The sequence below is a fragment of the Phenylobacterium sp. genome, assembly GCF_036677185.1.
Classification (GTDB): Bacteria; Pseudomonadota; Alphaproteobacteria; order Caulobacterales; family Caulobacteraceae; genus Phenylobacterium.
Map to the genome: position 1 here is coordinate 214772 of NZ_JAKFEN010000020.1, position 20399 is coordinate 235170.

The 20399-nt window shown below is 70.3% G+C and carries 19 protein-coding genes; 14 read left to right on the top strand and 5 right to left on the bottom strand.

From position 1 onward, the window contains the following. Positions 1-478 precede the first annotated feature (478 nt). Positions 479-1453, top strand: coding sequence for an SPOR domain-containing protein (locus V6M51_RS11575; protein WP_332767305.1), 975 nt, complete (start codon positions 479-481; stop codon positions 1451-1453). Positions 1454-1560: 107 nt separating this feature from the next. Here the strand turns inward: V6M51_RS11575 and V6M51_RS11580 are convergent, their stop codons facing one another. After that, the gene (locus tag V6M51_RS11580) at positions 1561-3360 is read right to left on the bottom strand and encodes an ABC-F family ATP-binding cassette domain-containing protein (protein ID WP_332767307.1); all 1800 of its coding nucleotides are present in this window, start codon (positions 3358-3360) and stop codon (positions 1561-1563) included. A gap of 43 nt (positions 3361-3403) precedes the next feature. After that, entirely contained in the window at positions 3404-5578 is a 2175-nt protein-coding gene (gene pbpC, locus V6M51_RS11585) for a multimodular transpeptidase-transglycosylase PbpC (RefSeq protein ID WP_332767309.1), read from the bottom strand. A 47-nt stretch (positions 5579-5625) separates the two neighbouring features. On the opposite strand from pbpC, the gene V6M51_RS11590 reads away from it, so the two are divergent. Continuing rightward, positions 5626-6090 (top strand): YcgN family cysteine cluster protein, encoded by a 465-nt coding sequence (locus tag V6M51_RS11590; protein WP_332767311.1) that lies wholly within the window; start codon positions 5626-5628, stop codon positions 6088-6090. Here the strand turns inward: V6M51_RS11590 and V6M51_RS11595 are convergent. Next, positions 6087-6515, bottom strand: a complete 429-nt coding sequence (locus V6M51_RS11595; RefSeq protein ID WP_332767312.1) for a DUF805 domain-containing protein — start codon at positions 6513-6515, stop codon at positions 6087-6089. The genes V6M51_RS11590 and V6M51_RS11595 overlap by 4 nt on opposite strands. A gap of 142 nt (positions 6516-6657) precedes the next feature. Here V6M51_RS11595 and V6M51_RS11600 point away from each other — a divergent pair, with 142 nt between their 5' ends. From V6M51_RS11600 to V6M51_RS11655, 12 genes are all read left to right on the top strand, one after another. Beyond that, positions 6658-7578, top strand: coding sequence for a J domain-containing protein (locus tag V6M51_RS11600; RefSeq protein ID WP_332767314.1), 921 nt, complete (start codon positions 6658-6660; stop codon positions 7576-7578). A gap of 87 nt (positions 7579-7665) precedes the next feature. Then, positions 7666-8001, top strand: a complete 336-nt coding sequence (locus tag V6M51_RS11605) for a PepSY domain-containing protein (protein ID WP_332767316.1) — start codon at positions 7666-7668, stop codon at positions 7999-8001. 9 nt (positions 8002-8010) lie between these two features. Next, complete coding sequence (locus V6M51_RS11610) at positions 8011-8697, top strand: response regulator transcription factor (protein WP_305677424.1); 687 nt, start codon at positions 8011-8013, stop codon at positions 8695-8697. Next, positions 8694-10082, top strand: a complete 1389-nt coding sequence (locus V6M51_RS11615) for a sensor histidine kinase (protein ID WP_332767318.1) — start codon at positions 8694-8696, stop codon at positions 10080-10082. The genes V6M51_RS11610 and V6M51_RS11615 overlap by 4 nt, the downstream gene beginning before the upstream one ends. 87 nt (positions 10083-10169) lie before the next feature. Further along, entirely contained in the window at positions 10170-11567 is a 1398-nt protein-coding gene (locus V6M51_RS11620) for a hypothetical protein (protein WP_332767320.1), read from the top strand. A gap of 32 nt (positions 11568-11599) precedes the next feature. Further along, positions 11600-12682, top strand: a complete 1083-nt coding sequence (ccmI, locus tag V6M51_RS11625) for a c-type cytochrome biogenesis protein CcmI (RefSeq protein ID WP_332767321.1) — start codon at positions 11600-11602, stop codon at positions 12680-12682. Then, a complete protein-coding gene (ccmE, locus tag V6M51_RS11630) occupies positions 12679-13170 on the top strand; it encodes a cytochrome c maturation protein CcmE (RefSeq protein WP_332767323.1) in 492 nt (163 codons plus the stop codon). Before ccmI ends, ccmE begins: the two co-directional genes overlap by 4 nt. Beyond that, positions 13167-15137: a heme lyase CcmF/NrfE family subunit gene (locus V6M51_RS11635; protein WP_332767325.1), complete on the top strand. Its 1971-nt coding sequence runs from the start codon at positions 13167-13169 to the stop codon at positions 15135-15137. The genes ccmE and V6M51_RS11635 overlap by 4 nt, the downstream gene beginning before the upstream one ends. Beyond that, positions 15134-15580 carry a cytochrome c-type biogenesis protein gene (locus V6M51_RS11640; RefSeq protein WP_332767326.1) on the top strand — a complete coding sequence of 149 codons (447 nt, stop codon included), beginning with the start codon at positions 15134-15136 and terminating at the stop codon, positions 15578-15580. The genes V6M51_RS11635 and V6M51_RS11640 overlap by 4 nt, the downstream gene beginning before the upstream one ends. A 150-nt stretch (positions 15581-15730) precedes the next feature. Beyond that, positions 15731-17329 (top strand): Do family serine endopeptidase, encoded by a 1599-nt coding sequence (locus tag V6M51_RS11645; RefSeq protein ID WP_332767327.1) that lies wholly within the window; start codon positions 15731-15733, stop codon positions 17327-17329. 28 nt (positions 17330-17357) lie between these two features. Then, complete coding sequence (locus tag V6M51_RS11650) at positions 17358-18029, top strand: response regulator transcription factor (protein WP_332767328.1); 672 nt, start codon at positions 17358-17360, stop codon at positions 18027-18029. A gap of 15 nt (positions 18030-18044) precedes the next feature. Beyond that, entirely contained in the window at positions 18045-19448 is a 1404-nt protein-coding gene (locus V6M51_RS11655; RefSeq protein ID WP_332767329.1) for a sensor histidine kinase, read from the top strand. On the opposite strand, the gene V6M51_RS11660 is transcribed toward V6M51_RS11655, so the two are convergent. Then, entirely contained in the window at positions 19445-19876 is a 432-nt protein-coding gene (locus V6M51_RS11660) for a DoxX family protein (protein ID WP_332767331.1), read from the bottom strand. The genes V6M51_RS11655 and V6M51_RS11660 overlap by 4 nt on opposite strands. Positions 19877-19908: 32 nt before the next feature. Beyond that, a complete protein-coding gene (locus tag V6M51_RS11665; protein WP_332767333.1) occupies positions 19909-20349 on the bottom strand; it encodes a DoxX family protein in 441 nt (146 codons plus the stop codon). Positions 20350-20399: the final 50 nt, after the last annotated feature.

Consider the following 20399-nt stretch of genomic DNA (forward strand, 5'->3'; position numbering starts at 1 on the left):
TTGGGGGATCTGCGCCTTCAAGGTCGGTCGGCGACTTCGATCACGGGCTTCCCCGCAGGTTTCCGTCGCAACCGTTGTCCCTGGAGGGCCGGTCTCCGGGTCGCCCCAGTTTCCGTCCTCCGAGAACCTTCCGCTCGTCTGGCGGTCCGGTTTCCCGGTCCGCCCGCGCCGCGGTCCCTCTCGGCCCCTTGACGTTCCCACCACACCCGCTATGACGCAAGCGCCCGACCTCGCCGTGGTGTGGGCGACGCCGCTGGAATCGGTGGAAGACCTGTGGACAGGTCGGGGATTTCGGCGAAATTCATCAGTTATTTCAAACTCTAAAATAATCCACAGGATTGCTGCGCCGGTCGTTTGGCGCGCATCGTCGCTGCTTTTGGAGCCGGCGGCCTGGAGCGCGGCGGCGATCTGTGCGACGACCACGTGACACGGTTAAGATCGCGCGTTGGAAGGTCCGCGGCGGTTCGCGGGGGCAGGGATGAGTATTCAGGGTCTGGGCGCCGGCCTGGCGGTCGCCCTCGTTCTGTCGGGCGCCTCGGCGGCCCAGGATTTCGATGGGTCCCTGAGCGCGGCTGAGCGCCGGGCGGTGGCCGCCAGCGGCCTGCCGCGCGCCCAGGTCGTTTCGATCAAGCGCGACCTGGTCGTGGCGGTCCTGAATCGCGGAACGACCAAGGGCGGGATCCTGTTCGAGGGCGTCCAGCTGCGCGGCGAGGCGGTGAGCGCCGAGGCCGGACGCAATCTGGGTTACCGTTCCATGCGCTCGACGGTGAACGTGGACTGCGCGCGCCGCCGCGACATGGTCCTGCGGATGACCATCTATCCGGAGCCGAACGGCAAGGGCGAACCGATCCTGCGCCAGGTTCCGGGCGGCTGGATCCAGCCCTCGCCCAGCGCCTTCATGTCCGATGTGATCGCCTCGATCTGCAGCGACGCGCCCAGCGTGGCCGTGGCCTCGCCCGAGCCGCGCAATCCGCCGGAGCGGGCGCCCGCGCCCAAGCCTACCCCCGTAGCGGCGCCCGCGCCGCCGTCGGTCCGCGCGCCTGAGCCGCCGTCGCCGATTGCCGCCGCGGAGGACTCGGAGACCATCGCCACCGCCGTGACCGCCCGCCGGCGCCTGCTCATGCCGCCAAGCGAGCCACCCCCTGCGCCGCCGCCGCAGCAGCAACCGGTTGTGGCGGCGAGACCCGTTCCGCCCCCTCCGGTCGTTCCGCCCCCAGCGGCCGCCGGCAATTTTAAGGTCCAGATCGTGGCGGTCGGCACGGCGGGTCAGGCCGAAAACGCCTTGGCCGCGCTCGGCGCCCTGCCCGAGCCCCTACGCAGGATGGTGGAGACCGCCACGGTCGAGGGCCGCGTCTTTTACCGCGCCCTGGTCACCGGCTTCACCAGCCGCGCCGATGCGAAACTGTTCTGCGAGGTGGTCGTCGAGGCGGGCGGGGTCTGCTTCGTCCGCTAGCAGCGCGGTCGTTTCGAAACCTCAGGGGGATCGGCTCTGAATGTCCTTCTCCCGCAAGGGGAGAAGGAATATTGGCGGCCGTCTTTCCTATCAGCTGGAGGAGGGATCTACCGCCCGGCTTCCAGCGCTTCGCGGCGCTCTTCCAGTTCGAGCCAGGCCTCTTCCGACGCCGCCAGCTCGGCGCGGGCGGCTTCCAGGGCCTTGTTGATGGCCTGGAACTTGGCCGGATCGCGGGTGTAGAGCGCCGGATCGTGCAGGTCGGTCTCCAGCTTGGCGATCTTGCCGGGCAGGGCGGAGATCGCGGCCTCCAGCTCCTGCAGCCGGCGCTGGTCCTTGTAGGATAGCTTGGTCGGCTTGGCCGCTTCGCTCCTGGCCGGCGCGGGCCTGGCGGCGGCGGGCGCGGCCTTGGCCGCGATGGCCTGGAAGAAGCCGGGGTTCTGGGACAGGAAGTCCTGCCAGCCGCCGGGCGTTTCGACCACCTTGCCGCGGCCGTCGAGGGCGATGGTCGAGGTGGCCAGCCGGTCGATGAAGTCGCGATCGTGGCTGACCAGGATCAGGGTCCCCTCATAGTCGGCCAACAGGTCCTCAAGCAGGTCAAGGGTGTCCATGTCGAGGTCGTTGGTGGGTTCGTCGAGGACGATCAGGTTCGCCGGCGTAGCCAGCGCTCGCGCCAGCAGCAGGCGGTTGCGCTCGCCTCCCGACAGGCTGCGCACCGGCTGGCGAAGCTGGTTGTCGGTGAACAGGAATTCGCGGGCGTAGGCGGCCACGTGCTTGGGCTGGCCGCGCACCATCACCTGGTCGCCGCCGAGCGGAGTCAGGACGTCGCGGAGCAGCATCTCCGGCTTCAGGTCGGCGCGGGCCTGGTCGATATAGGCCACGTCCAGATTGACCCCGAGATTGACGCTCCCCGCGTCGGGCGGGATCTCGCCCAGCAGCAGCTTGACCAGGGTGGTCTTGCCCGCCCCGTTGGGACCGACGATGGCCACCCGGTCGCCGCGCAGGATGCGGGTGGAGAAACCCTTCAGCAGGGTGCGGTCGCCATAGGTCTTCTCGATGCCCTTCACCTCGGCCACACGCTGGCCCGAGGTTCCGGAGGAGGCGATGTTCATGGAGAGCGCCCCACGCGCCTCCTTCAGCCGCTCGGCCTTGGTCTGGCGCAGGTCCATCAGGGCGCGGCGGCGGCCCTCGTTGCGGGCCCGGCGTCCGGTGACGCCGCGCTGCAGCCAGTACTCCTCGCGCTCCAGCTGCTTGTCGAGGCGGCGGCCCTCCTCGGCCTCGGCGGCCAGGATGCGCTCGACCCAGTCGTCGAAGTGCTTGAAGCCCTTGTCCAGGCGGCGGACCCTGCGGTGCTCCAGCCAGAACGAGCGGTTGGTGGTGCGTTCCAGGAAGGCCCGGTCGTGGCTGACGATCAGCAGGGCGGCCTTCGACTTGGCGAGCTCGGCCTCCAGGGTCTCGATGGCCAGAATGTCCAGGTGGTTGGTCGGTTCGTCCAGCAGCAGGATGTCGGGCTGCTCGGCGACCGCGCGGGCCAGGGCCGCGCGCCGGATCTCGCCGCCCGACAGGCCGGAGGTGGGCTTGGCGGGGTCGACGCCGAACAGCTCCAGCGCCGCCTCGGCCTGGTGCGGGGCCGCGCCGCCGGCGGTGGCGTGGTCCAGCAGGGTCGCGCCGACGATCTCGGGCTCCTGGGGCACATAGGCCACGCGGGTTCCAGGCTGGATGGCGCGCTCGCCATCGTCGGCCTGGATCTGGCCCGCGAGAATCCGCAGCAAGGTCGACTTGCCCGCCCCGTTGCGGCCCACGAGGCAGGCGCGCGAGCGCGGCTCGACGGCCAGGTCGACGCCGTCGAACAGCATCTTGGGACCGTCGGCGAGGCGGACGTCCTTGAGCGCGAGGATGGGGGGCTTCATGCGGGGAGGGACATAGCCGCGACCGGGCCGCTTACCAAGCCCGTCAGTTCGGGAGGCGCTCGTCGCGATAGGGCTCGGGATCGCGAGGATAGGGCTCGGGCTCGGCCGGCGGCTCGGCGGTCGCCGGTTCCGGCTCGGCCACCTGGGAGAACTCGTCGGCGAGGTCGTCATAGAAGCCGTTGCGCGGATCGTCCCGGTACTCCACCGGCCCGCCGGGCAGGACTTCTCCCTCGCCGCCCTCGGGATCGGGCAACAGCCAGTCGAACTCGCGCGCCGGAAGGCTCTCGTGGGCGACCAGCATGTAGCGCCGCCAGATCTCGGCGGCGACCTCGCCCCCCGTCACCCGGTTCATCGGCCGGTCGTCGTCATGGCCGACCCAGACTCCGGCGGTCATGTCGGGGGTGAAGCCGATGAACCAGGCGTCGCGCCAGTTCTGGCTGGTCCCGGTCTTGCCGGCCGCCGGCCGGCCGATGGCCGCGCCCGTGCCTGTGCCAGAGGTGATCACCTTCATCATCATCCGCACCATCATGCTGGCGCGCGGCAGGTCATAGACCGGGACCGGCGAAGCGGTCTGGTGGCTGAACACCGGCTGTCCGCTCACGGTCTGGATCTCGTCGATGACATAGGGGGTGATGCGGTTCCCGGCCTGCTGGAACACCTGGTAACCGGAGACCATCTGGATCAGCGGGACCTCGTAGGCGCCCAGGGTCACCGACAGGTTGGGATTGGCCGGGATGGCGGTCAGGCCGAAGCGCTTGGCCAGTTCCCCGATCGCGGCCGTGCCGGCCTCGTAGCCCAGCTTCACCGCCACGGTGTTGATGGAGAGCGCCAGGGCGGTGCTCACGCTGACCGGGCCGCGATAGCCGCCGCCATAGTTGCCCGGGCTCCAGTCGCCGTACCGCACCGGGCCGTCGATACGGGTGTCGGACGGCAATATGCCATGCTCCAGGGCCGCGGCGTAGATGAAGGGCTTGAAGGACGATCCCGGCTGGCGCCTGGCCTGGACGGCGCGGTTGAAGACGCTGCGGCCATAGTCGACCCCTCCGACCATGGTGCGGATCGCGCCGCGCTCGTCGATGGCCAGCAGGGCGCCCTGGCTGGGACCGCCGCGTCCCTGTCCGGCCACCACGGCGCGCAGCGCCGAGGCGCCGGCGGCCTGCAGGCGCGGATCGATGGTCAGGCGCACCATGAGGTCGGGCGAGTTGGGGCCGACCATGGCCAGGACCTCGTTGGTCGCGTAGTCGAGGACGTAGCCGTCGTCGCCGCCGTCGGCCATGGCTCGCGAACCGATCCTGGGCCGCTCGGCCAGGGCGGCCTTGAGCTGGGCGTCGGTGATCCAGTTCTCCTCGCGCATCCGCCGCAGCACCAGGCGCTGGCGGACCTGGGCGCGCTCCATGTTCCGGTGCAGGGCCATGCGCGAGGGCGCCTTGGGCAGGGCCGCCAGCAGGGCGGCCTCGCCCAGGGTGAGCTGGCTGGCCGGCTTGTCGAAATAGGTCCGCGCCGCTCCGTCCAGGCCGAAGGTGTTGGCCCCGAAATAGATGCGGTTGAGGTAGAGCTCGAGCACCTCGTCCTTGGTCAGCATGGCCTCCAGGCGATAGGCGAGCGCCGCCTCCTGGATCTTCCGCCGCAGCGTCTGGTCCGGGGTGAGGAACATGTTCTTGGTGATCTGCTGGGCCAGGGTCGAGCCGCCCTCGACCACCGCGCCGGCCTTGTAGTTGGCGTAGGCGGCGCGGGCGATGGCCCAGACGTCGATGGCGCCGTGCTTGTAGAAGCGCCGGTCCTCCGCCGCCAGGAAGGCGCGCGGGACATGGGCGGGCAGATCGGCCACCCGGACCCGGTCGCCGTACTTCGGACCGCGCGAGGCGATCAGGGTCCCGGTTCGGTCGAAGAACTTGATCCCCGGCGCCCGGTTGACCGCGTACAGCCGCTCGCGGCCGGGCAGCGGCGGCAGATCGGTCAGGAAGACCTGTTGCAGATAATAGGCGCCGCCTGCAGCGGCCAGGGCGAGGGCCGCCATCAGGGCGATCAGCAGCTTGACCAGCCAGCCCATTCGGCGGCGCGGCGGCTTGCCGCCGGGCGGCGGAGCACTCTTGCCTTTCTTGGCCGGGCGCGGCAGGTCGGCGCGGAACGGCGTCTCGGCGTCCGGCTCGGGCGCGGGCTTGCCTCCAGGCCGCAGGCCTTCCGGTCGCCTGTTCGGGTGGTCGTTCTCGTCGGTCACGGATATTCTGGGCCGGTCGGGCTCGTTGGATGCAGGACGCCCATAGCATGGCTTCGAGACCTTTCTGGGAAACGAAAGCCCTCACGCACATGACGGTGCGCGAGTGGGAGAGCCTGTGCGACGGCTGCGGCCTGTGCTGCCTGGTGCGGTTCGAGGACGAAGATTCGGGCGAGGTGGTCCCCACCCGAGTCCACTGCAAACTGTTCGACCCCGACAAATGCACCTGCACCGACTACGTCAACCGCAAGCGCCACGTGCCCGACTGTATCAAGCTGACCCCGCACAATATCGACGCCCTGGCCTGGATGCCGCTGAGCTGCGCCTATCGGCGGATCAATGAGGGGCGGGGGCTGGCCGACTGGCATCCGCTGGTCTCGGGCGATCCCGAGAGCGTCCACGCCGCCGGGGTCTCGGTGCGCGGCCAGACCATCAACGAGGACACCCTGCCGGAACCGGAGGACGCCATGGACTACGCGGCCTGGGACCTCATGGAGGAGCGCGGCAGGGACTAGTACTCGGCCTGATATTCGGGCGGCTCCCCGAAGCGGTTCTCGCGGCTGGAGCCCGGCTTGGAGCCGACGAAGGCCAGCAGGCCCAGGGTGAAGCCCATGGCGCAGGCCATGGGCACGGAGAATCCGACCAGCCGCAGGGCCGAGGGCGTTCCCTCGGTGTCGCCGATGAAGCTGAATACGATCCCGCCGATCACCAGGGCCGCGCCGACCGCCAGGGCCCAGAAGCCCGATCGATTGACGTCGTGCAGGCGCTTGACCAGCAAGGCACCCTGCACATAGCCCCAGATCGCCCAGCCGAGATAATTCAGCACCCACCCGCCGGTCAGGTACTGATAGACGAGCAGCAACAGGAATAACCCGGCGGAGCACAGCAGGAAGACCGCCCGTCCGATCCGCCCCGTGAACGAAAACAGCACCGCGCCCATGACGCCCCCGCTAAAGCGCCAGCCTAGACTCGGCGCGTCTCCCTGGATGTGATATTTTTGCCACAATAGAGCTTGCGCCCCGCTGCAAACCGCCTAATTGAAGGCCCTACACCTTCCCCCCTTTCCACGAGGTTCCTTTCCCTTGGCGCGCGATCCCTATCAGGAGCTGGGCGTGTCTCGCGGCGCGAGCGCCGACGAGATTCGCAAGGCGTTCCGAAAACTCGCCAAGCAGCATCACCCTGACGCCAATCCCGGAAGCAAGGCCGCCGAGGACCGCTTCAAGCAGGTGAGCGCCGCCTTCGACATCCTGGGCGATCCCGAGAAGCGCAAGAAATTCGACGCCGGCGAGATCGACGCCGACGGGCGCGAGACCATGCGCGGCTTCGGTGGCGGCGGCAGTCCTTGGGGCGGCCAGCAGGGCGGTCAGTGGAACACCAGCCGCGGCGGCCCGGAGGGCATGGAGAGCGGCGACCTGGGCGACCTGTTCAGCGAGATCCTGGGCCGGCGTGGCCAGGGCGGCGGCTTTGGCGGTTTCTCCCAGCGTGGCGCCGACGTCCGGGCCAAGCTGGAGATCGACCTGGAGGAAACGATCCACGGCGCCAAGAAGCGCATCGGCTTCTCCGACGGCCGCACCATCGACGTCACAATTCCCAAGGGCGCCGAGGAGGGTCAGACCCTGCGCCTGAAGGGCCAGGGCTCGCCGGGCCGCGCCGGGCCGGGCGATGCCTTCATTGAGCTTTCGGTCAAACCGCACCCGATCTTCCGGCGCGAGGGCTCCGCCCTGATCATGGACCTGCCCATCAGCATTCCCGACGCCGTGCTGGGCGGGAAGGTCGAGGCGCCCACCCCCGACGGCGTGGTCTCGCTCACCATTCCCAAGGGCGCCAACAGCGGCCAGTCCCTGCGGCTGAAGGGCCGTGGGCTCTCGGACGCCCGCGGCAAGCGCGGCGACCTGCTGGGCCGCATCGTGCTGATGCTGCCCGACAAGCCCGACCCCGAGCTGGAAGCCTTCGCCGAACGCTGGCGCAAGGATCGCCCCTATACGACGCGCCGCAAGGGATAGGGCCCCGCGGCGTGACAGACCGCCGCAACCCCTGCATAAACCCGCTATTCAGGCCCGGTTCAGTGATCGGGCGTTAGATCTAGCGCCATGAAGCGTCTGTTCGTCATCGCCGCCCTGCTGGCCGCCGTCCCTTTCGGGGCCAACGCGCAGCGTGGGCCGGACTTCGACCGGCCGTCGTACGGCGGCGGTCGCGGGGACCAGGACACCGCGCGCGAAGCCGTGCGCGGCGGCCGCCAGGTGCCGCTGTCCCAGGTGATCGCCATGATCGCCGCCCGCACGCCGGGCCGTCAGCTCAACACCACCCAGGGCGAATTCGGAGGCCGCTCGGCCTATTTCGTCCAGTGGCAGACCAATGACGGCCGGGTCATCATCTTCATCGTCGACGCCCAGAGCGGCGCGATACTCTCCCGCCAAGGCGGCTAAGGGGTTCCCATGCGCATCCTGCTGGTCGAGGACGATCCGGACCTTTCGCGGCAACTCAAGGCGGCGCTCGGCGACGCCGGCTATGCGGTCGACCACGCCCCCGACGGGGAGGAGGCCCAATTCCTGGGCGAGACCGAGCCCTATGACGCGGTGATCCTGGACCTGGGCCTGCCCAAGGTGGACGGCGTCTCGGTGCTGGAGCGCTGGCGGCGCGGAAACGTGGCCACCCCGGTGCTGATCCTCACCGCCCGCGGCGCCTGGAGCGAGAAGGTCGCCGGCTTCGACGCCGGGGCTGACGACTATCTGACCAAGCCCTTCCACACCGAGGAACTGCTGGCCCGGCTGCGCGCCCTGCTGCGGCGGTCGGCGGGCCATGCGGCGCCCAGCCTCTCCATCGGCGGCCTGCGGCTGGATCCGCGCGCCGCGCGGGCCACGGTGAACGGCGAGCCCCTGCGGCTGACCTCGCTGGAATATCGCCTGCTGCACTATCTGATGATGCATGAGGGCCGGGTGATCAGCCGCACGGAGCTGGTCGAGCACCTGTACGACCAGGACTTCGACCGCGACTCCAACACCATAGAGGTGTTCATCGGCCGGGTGCGCAAGAAGATCGGCGCCGACCGGATCGAGACCGTACGGGGCCTCGGCTACCGCCTGACCGCGCCCGCCGAGGAGTTGGGCGGCGCCGCGACGTGACCCTCGAGGCCCTGAGCCGTCCCTCCCTCGTCCGGCGGCTGGTGATCCTGGCGGCCGGATGGACGCTCGCGGTGCTGCTGGTCTCGGCCATCGTGCTGGCCCTGCTGTTCCAGCAGGCGGCGATCCGGCGGTTCGACCAGGGGCTGGCCGAGCTCATCGACAACCTCACGGCCGGCGCATCGATCGACGACCGAGGCCAGGTCATCGCCCCGGCCCTCACCGACCTGAGGGCGCTGCGCGCCTATTCGGGCAAGTACTGGCAGATCGCCGAGCCGACCCCGCAGGGCGGTATCCACGTGCTGGTGCGCTCGCGCTCCCTGTGGGACTCCGAACTCGAGGCGCCGGCCGACATCGCCGCGCAGCTCCGCAGCCGGCCGGGCCAGCCGGTTTCCTACGACACCCGCGACGAGCTCGGTAAGCCCCTGCGGGCCATGGCCACCCAGGTGAAACTGCCCAATCGCGCCGCCCCGGTGATCTTCATGGCCGCCGAGGACCGAGGCCCCGTGGACCGCGATGTGCGCGGTTTCATCACCGCCACCGCGGTGGTCTTCGTGCTGCTGGGCGTCGGCATGGTGGCCGCGGTGGTGATCCAGGTCCGCGTGGGCCTGAACCCGCTGTTCGCCCTGCGCCGCGAGGTGGCCTCGGTGCGGCGGGGCAAGGCCGAGCGGGTCGTGCGGGTCTATCCCACCGAACTCGCGCCCCTGGCCGACGAACTCAACGCCCTGATGGCCCACAATCAGGAGGTCGTGGAACGCCAGCGCACCCATGTGGGCAACCTGGCTCACGCGCTGAAGACGCCGCTGTCGGTGATGCTGACCGAGGCGCGCCAGACCAAGGGCTCGCTGGCCGGCGTCGTCGAGGAGCAGGCAGAGGCCATGCGCCAGCAGGTCGACCACCACCTGCGCCGCGCGCGCGCGGCCGCCCGCACCCAGGGCTCCGGCGAGCGGACGCCGGTCGCCGAGGTGCTGGACGAATTGTCGCGAACCCTGGAGCGTATCTTCCTCGACAAGGGGGTGGTCATCGACTGGGACGCCCCCGACGACCTCTACTTCCTGGGCGAGCGCCAGGATCTGCTGGAGCTGGCCGGCAACGCCATGGAGAACGCCGGCAAGTGGTGCAAGGCCAAGGTCCGCATCCGCACGTCGCCGATTTCCCCGGAACGCTTCAGGCTTTCCATCGAGGACGACGGCCCTGGCCTGACCCCGGAGGAGCGCGAGGAGGTGGTGCGGCGCGGTGCGCGCCTGGACGAAAGCGCGCCCGGATCGGGGCTGGGCCTCTCCATTATCGACGAACTGGCCCGGGCCTATGGCGGTTCGCTTACCTTGGGCCCGTCGCGACTGGGGGGGCTTCTGGTCGAGTTGGACCTGCCCCGTGCTGAAGCTTGAAATAGCTTGGTTTTCGGAAAGCCTTAACCGGCGGCAAGCATAAGTGGGCTAAGCGCGGAATGTGACCGCGCCTGGAGTTCCCCCCCGATGGCCGGGCTGCCCGACGCCAAGATCGACATCGTCCGCAACCTCGTCGAGCACGCGCCCGACAAGGTGGTCACCGGCTTGCAGAACGCGCTCGCCGCCGCGGCGGGCGACACGGCCCTGGCCGGGGTGCGGCGGGTGGTCGAGGCCGAGGTCGCCGACCGCAACCTGCGCAACCGCGTCCTGGAGCCCATCGCCCCTCTGTTCGCGGGCGACGCCGCCGACCAGGCCCGCATCGCCTTCCCGCGCGCGGCCCTCGCCCTCATCTGGCGCGGGCTGAAGGCCCAGGCGCCGTTCGAGGTGGCTAGCGCCGCCCGGGCGCTGGTGGAATACCGCCCCGGGGCCAGCTCCACCGAACCCTTCGACATCCTGACCCAGATGGCCGCGGACGGCCTGCGGGCGGGCGAACAGCGCGACTTCATCGCGGCCATCGACGCCATCGAACCGACCCGGCCCGGCGGGACCCAGCACCTGCTCTCCTGCCTGACCCTGGCGCCGATCGTGCGGCAGGCGACCCTTCGGCTGCCCGAATGGATCGGCCGGTTCAACGAAGAGCACGCCGCCGCCGCGCGGGTGGCCTACAAGGACGCCAGCCTCGAGGCCGAGGACGCCGGCCCGAGGTTCTTCGAGATGCTCTCGGCCCAGCTCGCCGAGCCTTGGACCATCCTGCGGGTGGTCTCGGCGGTCATGGACCGGCCGAACGAGCACTACCTGGCTGACTCCGAGCTGGCGATCTTCGCGATCCGGCTGATGGAGGCCATCGACGCCAATCTGAAGAAGGTCGCCGACTTCGACCTGAACAGCGGGCCGCCCGGCGGCCTGGCCGCCGCCGCCACGGTTGAGACCCTGACCCTGCAGATCGCCGAGATGGAGAACTCCATCGAGCTGTCGCGCGAGAGCGGCTGGGGCTTCCGCGTCCAGAAGCAGAAGCAGACCCTGGCCGCCGTGGTCGAGGGCCGCCTGCGCGAGCTGGACAAGGTGCTGGGCGCAGCCCTGCCCAACCACAAGGTCCGGGTGGCGCGGATGATGCGCACCGAACCGCGCCTGACCCTGGAGCCCGACGCCAAGCTGGTCGACCGCTGCCGCACCCTGCTGGCCTTCGCCGAGGCCATCCGGCCCAGCGCCAACTATGGCGGCTTCGCCTCCACTCGCGCCAAGGTGATGGAGAAGGCCGGCGAGAGCCTGGACACCTATGTCGAGGAGGTCCTGTCGCTGGTGCGCGACAACGAGGTCCCCGATCGGGAGATCGCCGCCCGCTTCCTGCAGATCGCCGCCGAGTTCGCCGCCCCCATCCACGAGCCCCGCGCCGGGGACATCGTGCGCCGCCGCGCGGCCACCGCTTTTGGCGCCAGGAAGCCGCCGCCGCAGGTCTTCGCCGAGGACCCGGCCAAGCCGGTCTAGAACAAGCCCGCCGTTTCAGATAAACGCGCCTGATGATCGCCTTCTGGGTGGTCGCCGGCGTGCTTTCCGCCGCCGCGGCCGGCCTCATCCTGCAGAACGCCGCCCGCGCGGCCCATCGCGCCGGGTCCGTGGACCCGACGAGCGCGGTCTATCGCCGGCAGCTCCGCGAGATCGACGACCTGGCGGGACGGGGCCTGATCGCCGACGAGGAACGCAAGAGCGCCCACGCCGAGGCCGCCCGGCGCCTGCTGTCGGCCGCGGACGCCGCCGCGCCGCCCTGGACCGCGCAGACGCAATATCGCCGGCCGGTGCTGGTGGCCGCCCTGCTCGCGCCGTTCGCCGCCCTCGGCCTCTATCTGGCGGTCGGTGCGCCCGGCCTGCCGGACCAGCCCTTCCGCGGACGGATCGCCGCCTGGCGAGACCTGGACCCGGCCATGCTGACCGCGCCGCAGATGGCCGCCGTGCTCAAGGCGCTGATCGCCGAGCGCGGCCCCGACGCCGAGGCCTACGGCTTCCTGGCCAAGGCGGAGATCGCCGCCGACAATCCCAGCGGCGCCATCCGCGCCCTGCGCCGCGCCATTGAGCTCGCGCCCCAGCGGGTCGACCTCTGGGAGGGCTTGGGCGAGGTGCTGATGATCGAGGCCGGCGGAGAGGTCACGCCCCCGGCGCAGCGCGCCTTCGCCGAGGCCCTGAAGCGCGATCCGACCTCGGTGATCTCACGCTTCCACCTGGCCCGCGGCCGCATCGCCGCCGGCGACCGCGACGGCGGCCTGGCCGACTGGAAGGCCCTGGCCTCCGGGCTGCCCCAGGGCGACCCCCGTCGCGCCGCCGTGGAGAGCGCCATCGCGCAGGCTCAGGGCGCGCCGCCCGCCGCCCCGGGCGAGATGGCCGCGATCCGCGGCATGGTGGAGGGGCTTGCGGCCCGGCTGCAGGCCTCGCCGGAGGATCCGCAGGGTTGGGTGCGGTTGGTCCGCTCCTATGCCGTGCTGGGCATGGACAGCGAGCGCGACGCGGCGCTCGCCAAGGCCCGGGCCCGCTACGCCGACCGTCCGGAAATCGTCAAGGCGCTGGAGATCGCCGCCAAGACCGCGCCCATGCGGACGTCCCGGCCATGAGCGGCTGGTTGCCCAAGTCGCCCAAGGCGCGGCGTCGCCTGACGCTGGTGGCGGCCATCGCTCCGGTGCTGGCCCTCGCCGTGGGCCTGACCCTCTGGGGGCTGCGGGACTCGATCTCCTATTTCTACACCCCCTCACAGGCGATTGAGGCCAAGCCGCCGCCGGGCCGTTCGATCCAGTTGGGCGGCCTCGTCCAGGTCGGCAGCGTGGTGAAGCATCCGGATGGGCGGGTGGAGTTCACCGTCTCCGATCGCACCGCGACCACCCGCGTCACCTTTGCCGGCGACCTGCCCGACCTGTTCCGCGAGGGCCAGGGGATCGTGGCCACCGGCGCCTTCCGCGCCGACGGCGGCTTCGAGGCCAGGCAGGTCCTGGCCAAGCACGACGAGAAGTACATGCCGCGCGAGATCTCCAAGGCCTTGAAGGAACAGGGCGAATGGCGCGGCGAGGGCGCGCCGCCGCCGGCCTACGCCAAGGACGGCGAATGATCGTCGAGATCGGGGCTTTCTCCCTCGTGCTCGCTCTGGCGGTGTCGCTGGTGCAGGCTGTGCTGTCGGCCACCGCGCGTGTGACGCGCTCGCGGGTTCTGGCCGGGGCGGGGGAGGGCGCGGCGCTCGCCGCCTTCGCGGGGCTGATCCTGGCCTTCGCGGCCCTGATGTACGCCTTCGTGACCTCGGACTTCTCGGTGGCCAATGTCGCGGCCAATTCTCACAGCGACAAGCCGCTGCTCTATCGGATCGCCGGGACCTGGGGCAGCCACGAGGGCTCCATGCTGCTGTGGTGCCTGGCGCTGACCGGGTGCGGCGCGGCGGTGGCTGGGCTCGGCCGCGGCCTGCCGGACGGGCTGAAGGCCCTGACCCTGGCGGTCCAGGGCGTGCTGGGCGTGGTGTTCCTGGCCTATACGGTCCTGGCCTCCAACCCGTTCGCGCGCCTGGATGCGCCGCCCATCGAGGGCCGCTCGCTCAATCCGCTGCTGCAGGACCCGGCGCTCGCCTTCCACCCGCCCATGCTCTACCTCGGCTATGTCGGGCTCTCGGTGGTGTTCTCCTTCGCCGTGGCCGCCCTGATCGAGGGCCGGGTCGACGCGGCCTGGGCGCGCTGGGTGCGGCCCTGGACGCTCGCGGCCTGGAGCGCGCTCACCGTCGGCATCACGCTGGGCGCCTTTTGGGCCTACTACGAGCTGGGCTGGGGCGGCTGGTGGTTCTGGGACCCGGTGGAGAACGCCTCCTTCATGCCCTGGCTGGTGGCCACGGCCCTCCTGCACTCGGCCATTGTCACCGAGAAGCGCGGCGCCCTGGCTGGCTGGACGGTGTTCCTGGCGCTCGCGGCCTTCACCTTCTCCATGCTGGGCGCCTTCCTGGTGCGCTCCGGCGTCCTGACCTCGGTCCACGCCTTCGCGGTCGACCCGACGCGCGGGACCCTGCTGTTGATCATCCTCGGCGTCACGGCGGGCGCCGCCTTCGCCCTCTTCGCCTGGCGGGCGCCGGCGCTCAGTCCCGGCGGGGTGTTCGCGCCGGTCAGCCGCGAGAGCGCGCTGGTGCTCAACAACATCCTGCTGGCCGCGGCCACGGCGACCGTGCTGCTGGGCACCCTCTATCCGCTGATCCGCGAGGCCGCGACCGGTGAAGCGATCTCGGTGGGGCCGCCATTCTTCAACCTCACCTTCACGCCGCTGATGGCGGCTCTGGCCATCCTGTTGCCGGCCGGACCCCTGCTGGCCTGGAAGCGGGGCGATGCGCGGGGCGTGGCCCAGCGCCTATGGGTCGCGGTGCTGATCGCCATGGCCTGCGGCCTGGCGGCCTTCGCCCTGGTCAGCCCGCGAAAGGCCTTCGCCTCGGCCGGGATCGCCGTGGGCGCCTGGCTGGTGGTGGGCGCCTTTGTCGAGCTCGCGGAGCGCGCCCGGGCGTTCCGGGGACCGATGACCGAGACCTGGCGTCGCCTCAGCGGCTTGCCGCGGGGCGCCTGGGGCATGACCTTGGCCCACCTCGGCCTGGGCGTCTTCGTGCTGGGCGCCTGTTTCGAGACCGGCTGGAAGCTCGAAGCAGCCGAGGCTATCCCTATCGGCGGGCGGCTGGATGTCGGGGCCTATCAGCTGGTGCTGGACCAGGTCCGCGGGGTCGAAGGCCCCAACTACGACGCCGAGCGCGGCTATCTGCGCGCCACCAAGGCCGACGCGCTGGTCTGCGAGCCGCGCCCCGAGCGGCGTTTCTATCCCACCGGCGGCCAGACCACCTCGGAAGTGGCCATCTGCACCCGCGGGGTCAGCCATCTCTATGTGGTCCTGGGTGAGCGCCGGCCCGGCGCCGATGGTCCGGTCTGGCTGGTGCGGGCCTATTGGAACCCTTGGGCGCTGCTGATCTTCATCGGCCCGGCGATCATGGCCCTGGGCGGCTTGGTCTCACTGTCGGACCGCCGCCTGCGAATGGCGGTCGGCGCCAAGGAGGCGAGGGCGTGAGACGGGTCCTGGCCATTCTGGCGGCGATGTTCTGCCTGGCCGCGGCTTCCGACCCGGCCGAGCGGCTGGCCGATCCGTCCCAGGAGGCCCGGGCCCGCGCCATCTTCCGCGAAGTCCGCTGCCTGGTCTGCCAAAACGAGTCCATCGACGATTCCAACTCCGAACTGGCCGCCGACCTGCGCCGCCTGGTGCGCGACGAGGTGAAGGCGGGGATGAGCGACGACCAGGTCCGCGATCATCTCACCGGCCGCTATGGCGAGTTCGTGCTGCTGAAACCGGCCTTCTCCTGGGGCAACGCGGCGCTTTGGGGCGCCCCGTTCCTGGTCGTGGGCCTGGGTTTGCTGCTGCTGGTCCGGGGGTTTCGGAGCCGCGGAGCCGAGGCCGAACTGTCGCAGGATGAGGCCGAACGCCTGGCGCGGCTGTCTGACGACGAGCCGACATGACAAAGTTGCGCCCAACATCGGACGCTATGAAGCTTGGAGCGTGACCTAAACGTAACTTGAGAGACGTTGCGCTCTTTGGCATCGAACCTAGGTTGTTCGGGACGGGCGCATGATATGTGCGGCTCGCTCCCACAGGGAAATTGAAGGCTTATGACCTCGAAGAAGACCGGTTACCTCATCGGCGCCCTGGCCGGCGTCGGCGTCGCCACCGCAGCCCTCGCCGGCGCGGGCTTCAGCGACCGTGCTCCGGGCGCGGGGAACGAGGGCCTGCTGATCCGCGCTTCCACCGCTCCGATCTTCGCCCCGCCGCCGGGCGCGCCGCTCTCCTTCGCCGACATCTTCGACAAGGTCTCTCCGGCGGTGGTCTCGATCAACGTGACCTCGGAGGCCGATCCGGCCGCCCTGCGCCGCATTCCGGGCTTCGAGAACTTCCCCTTCGACGTCGTGCCGCGCGGTCAGCCGCCGAGCGGCGGCGGAGACGATGACGAAGCCCAGCCGGGCCAGCCGGCCCAACCCGGTCAGCCGGGCCGCGGCCAGCCGCGCCTGCCGCCGCAGCTCTCCTCCGGGTCGGGCTTCTTCATCTCGGCCGACGGCTACATCGTCACCAACAACCACGTCGTGGAGAACGCCAAGGAGATCAAGGTCGTGCTCAAGGACGAGCGCGAGCTGGACGCCGTGGTGGTGGGCCGCGACGAAGGCACCGACCTAGCCGTGCTCAAGGTCAAGGGCGCGGGCTTCCCCTATGTGAACTTCGAGAATGCCGCCAAGCCGCGGGTCGGCGACTGGGTGATCACGGTGGGCAACCCCTTCGGCCTGGGCGGCACCGCCACGGCCGGGATCATCTCGGCCTATGGCCGCGACATCGGTGAGACCTTCGTCGACTACATCCAGATCGACGCCCCCATCAATCGGGGCAATTCCGGCGGCCCGACCTTCGACGTCTACGGCCGGGTGATCGGGGTCAACACCGCGATCTTCTCGCCCTCCGGCGGTTCTGTGGGTATCGGCTTCGCCATCCCCGCCGAGGTGGCCGACGCCATCACCAAGCAGCTGATCGCCGGCGGCAAGATCACCCGGGGCTATATCGGGGCCTCGATCCAGAACTTCACCGCCGAGATGGCGGAAGCCCAGGGCCTGGGCGCCCAGCGCGGGGCCATCGTGGCCAATGTCACCGCGGGCGGTCCGTCCGAGCGGGGCGGCCTGCAGTCGGGCGACATCGTCACCGCCGTGAACGGCGTCAATGTGAAAAGCTCGTCGGAACTGACCCGCGAGGTGGCCAAGGCCCAGGCCGGTGACGTCCTGCGCCTCGACGTCTTGCGCGGCGGCAAGCGCAAGATCGTCGAGATCCGTTCCGGCGTGCGCCCCACCGAGCGCGAGCTGGCCGCCAACGACAACACCCCGGGCGGCGCCAACCGCGGCGGGGCCGACGGCGCGACGCCCCAGGTTCAGCGTCCGGTGGTGCTGGGTCTCGCCCTCGCCCCCCTGGACGACGCCACGCGCAAGCGCCTGAACCTCGATCCGGGCGTGCGCGGTGTGCTGATCGACCGGGTCGACCAGTCCTCCGACGCCGCTCAGCGTGGCCTGCGCAAGGACGACGTTATCGTCCAGGCCGGGGGCCTGCCGGTGGGCAGCGCTTCGGAATTCTCGGCCCAGGTCGACATCGCCAAGAAGGCTGGTCGCCCCAGCGTGCTGGTCGGCGTCCATCGCGGCGGTCGCACGTCCTTCCTGCCGCTGAAGATTTCCGGTTAGGTGGGATGAGGTTCGGGGGATTGAGTCGATGCGCATCCTGATTGTCGAAGACGACCTCGAAGCGGCCGAAGTCATGGATCGTGGCCTCACCGAGGCGGGCCATGAATGCGTTCGCGCTCAGGACGGCGAGGATGGCCTCAACGCCACCCGCGGCGGCGAGTTCGACGTGATGATCGTCGACCGGATGATGCCGCGGATGGACGGGGTCACCATGGTCCAGACCATCCGCCGCGAGGGCGACCAGACCCCGGTGCTGTTCCTGTCGGCGCTCGGCGAGATCACCGACCGCGTCGACGGCCTGAAGGCCGGCGGCGACGACTATCTGGTCAAGCCCTACGCCTTCGCCGAGCTGATCGCCCGGGTTGAGGCCCTGTCGCGGCGGCGCGAGACCGGCTCGGTCCAGACCCTGCTGCGGGTCGGCGAGCTGGAGATGGACCTGATCGGCCGCGCCGTGCATCGGCAGGGCAAGGAGATCGATCTGCAGCCGCGCGAGTTCCAGCTGCTGGAATTCATGATGCGCCACGCCGGCCAGTCGGTGACCCGCACCATGCTGCTGGAGAAGGTCTGGGAGTACCACTTCGACCCCCAGACCAACGTCATCGACGTGCACATCTCCCGCCTGCGCTCGAAGATCGACAAGGGCTTCGACAAACCGATGCTGCAGACGGTGCGCGGGGCGGGCTACCGCCTCGACCCCTAAGGTCCGGCCGGGCCCATGCGCCTGCCCAGGCTTTTCCGCACCACGCCGTTCCGGCTGACCCTGCTGTTCCTGGCGCTGTTCGCCGCGGCGGCCAGCGCCTTCCTGGCCTATATCTACCTGGCGACCGCCGGGGAGGCGACGCGGCGCACGGACGAGGATATCGGCCGCGAGATGCGCGCGCTCCAGGCCGCCTATGAGCGCGGCGGAGCCAATGTGCTGAACCAGTCGCTGATCGAGCGGGCGGCCAGCGAACGGCCGTTCCTCTATCTTCTGATGACCAAGGACGGGAAGCGGATCTCCGGCTCCATCGAGGAGTCGCCGGTCGAGGAGTTCACCGGCGCGCCCGCGCGAGCCAGCTTCTCGGTCACCGACATCGATGTGAACGGCCGTGAGCGCAAGCATCCGGCCCGTGGCTTCCAGGAGCAGCTACGCGACGGCGAGATTCTGTTCGTCGGCGCCGACATCAGCGAGGATCAGGCCTATGTCCTGAAGATCGTCCGGGCGCTGTGGGGCGCCGGCGCCCTGGTCATCGTGCTGGGCCTGCTGGGCGGGCTGCTGGTCAGCCGCAATGTCAGCCGCAGCATGGCCGGCCTCGCCGACGTGGTCACCGCCGTGCGTAACGGCGACCTGGAGGCCCGCGCGCAAGTTCGGGGAACCCGCGACGAGTTCGATGAGCTGGCCGAGGGCCTCAACGAGATGCTGGACCGGCTGGAGCGCTCCATGGCCGGCCACCGCCACGCCGGCGACGCCATCGCCCATGACCTGCGCTCCCCGCTCACCCGCCTGCGGGCGCGGCTGGAGACCGCCTATCTCGACGTGGAGGCCGGCAAGGGCAACGCCGAGGAAGCCCTCGCCCAGGCCCTGGAGGACACCGACGGGGTGCTGAAGACCTTCGGGGCCGTGCTCTCCATCGCCCGGCTGCAGGCGGCGGGCCAGGCGCCCGATCAGAACGTGTTCGACCCCGCCGAGCTGGGCGGCGACATGGCCGAACTCTATGAACCGGTCTGCGAGGACAAGGGGCTCGACTTCGCCGCCGAATTCGCCGTCGACCTGCAGGTGCGCGGCAACCGCGAGTTCCTCGCCCAGGCCCTGGCCAACATCCTGGACAACGCCGTGAAGTACACGCCCTCGGGAGGGGCGATCATGCTGCGGGTGCGCCGGCGGTCCTCGGGCGAGGTGGAGTATTCCGTCACCGACACCGGCCCGGGTGTTCCCGACGAGGACCGCGAACGGGTGGTCGAGCGTTTCGTGCGCCTGGAGAACAGCCGCAGTGAGCCGGGCTCGGGCCTGGGGCTCTCGCTGGTGGCGGCTGTGGCCGAAGCCCACGGGGGACGGCTGGAGCTGGCCGAGGGACCAGGCAAGGTCGGGGAGATGGGGCCCGGCCTGCGCGTGGCCCTGATCCTGCCCCGGGCCGCCTAGGAGCGCCGGGCCAACCCGGCGTCCAGGGCGTAGCGGCCGGGTCCGACCGCGGCCAGCAGCAAGCCCATGGCGACCAGGCTGGCCGAGGGGAAGGACCCGTCGATCCCTTGGAAACGGTCGACCATGGCGATGGCCACCACGAAGTTGAACGCCACGACCAGCCCGGCCCAGGCCGTGGCGAGGCCGGCGATCAGCGCCAGGCCGGCCAGCAGCATCGCCCAGATCGACAGCGGCGCCAGCAGTTGCGGCGCCGCGAAGCCGTGCTTGGCCATGAAGCTCGCGAACTCGGCTAGCTTCCCCGCCTGGAATCCGTAGGGCGCGGCCGAGACGATCAGGAAGCCGGCCACCAGCAGCCGGATCAGCAGCAGGACCAGATCGCGACCGCCGCGAAGGGGCGTCAGGGTCAGCAGGCGGCGGGGCGATGTCATGGGCGCATCAAGGCCCAAGCCTGGGCGCGCCGCTATCGAGTTCCGAGGGTGCGTGGGGCGATCAGCCTGTCCAGGGCCAACCGTCCGGGTCCATGGGTCGCCAGGTAGAGGCCGATCACCACCAGGCAGGCCGACGGGAATGACCCGCGAATCCCCTGATGATGGTCGACCATGGCGATGGCGACGACGAAGTTGAAGGCGCAGATCAGCCCCGCCCACCGGGTGGCGAACCCGGCGATGAACGCCAAGCCGCAGGCGAACTGGGCCCAGACCGAGAACGGCGCCATGAGCTTGGGGAGCGGAAAGCCGAACTTGGTGAGGAAGAGCTCGAACTCGGTCATGCGTTCGGCGCTTGCGATGTTGTCCCAGACCCCGAAGATCAGGAACGACCCGACCATCAGCCGCATGAGCAATAAAGCCGCGTCGGAACCGCGCGACAGGAATGGCAGCGTGAGAACCTCGACGTTACGCACCCCTGGACCCCTCCCCTGGATGTATCCGGCGCATCTGTGCCTGGGAACGG

Bases quoted from the DNA above. Each gene is read 5' to 3' on its own strand.
- V6M51_RS11575 (WP_332767305.1), top strand. From the start codon at position 479: ATGAGTATTCAGGGTCTGGGCGCCGGCCTGGCGGTCGCCCTCGTTCTG.
- V6M51_RS11580 (WP_332767307.1), bottom strand. From the start codon at position 3,360: ATGAAGCCCCCCATCCTCGCGCTCAAGGACGTCCGCCTCGCCGACGGT.
- V6M51_RS11590 (WP_332767311.1), top strand. From the start codon at position 5,626: ATGGCTTCGAGACCTTTCTGGGAAACGAAAGCCCTCACGCACATGACG.
- V6M51_RS11595 (WP_332767312.1), bottom strand. From the start codon at position 6,515: ATGGGCGCGGTGCTGTTTTCGTTCACGGGGCGGATCGGACGGGCGGTC.
- V6M51_RS11605 (WP_332767316.1), top strand. From the start codon at position 7,666: ATGAAGCGTCTGTTCGTCATCGCCGCCCTGCTGGCCGCCGTCCCTTTC.
- V6M51_RS11610 (WP_305677424.1), top strand. From the start codon at position 8,011: ATGCGCATCCTGCTGGTCGAGGACGATCCGGACCTTTCGCGGCAACTC.
- V6M51_RS11620 (WP_332767320.1), top strand. From the start codon at position 10,170: ATGGCCGGGCTGCCCGACGCCAAGATCGACATCGTCCGCAACCTCGTC.
- ccmI (WP_332767321.1), top strand. From the start codon at position 11,600: ATGATCGCCTTCTGGGTGGTCGCCGGCGTGCTTTCCGCCGCCGCGGCC.
- ccmE (WP_332767323.1), top strand. From the start codon at position 12,679: ATGAGCGGCTGGTTGCCCAAGTCGCCCAAGGCGCGGCGTCGCCTGACG.
- V6M51_RS11635 (WP_332767325.1), top strand. From the start codon at position 13,167: ATGATCGTCGAGATCGGGGCTTTCTCCCTCGTGCTCGCTCTGGCGGTG.
- V6M51_RS11645 (WP_332767327.1), top strand. From the start codon at position 15,731: ATGACCTCGAAGAAGACCGGTTACCTCATCGGCGCCCTGGCCGGCGTC.
- V6M51_RS11650 (WP_332767328.1), top strand. From the start codon at position 17,358: ATGCGCATCCTGATTGTCGAAGACGACCTCGAAGCGGCCGAAGTCATG.
- V6M51_RS11655 (WP_332767329.1), top strand. From the start codon at position 18,045: ATGCGCCTGCCCAGGCTTTTCCGCACCACGCCGTTCCGGCTGACCCTG.
- V6M51_RS11660 (WP_332767331.1), bottom strand. From the start codon at position 19,876: ATGACATCGCCCCGCCGCCTGCTGACCCTGACGCCCCTTCGCGGCGGT.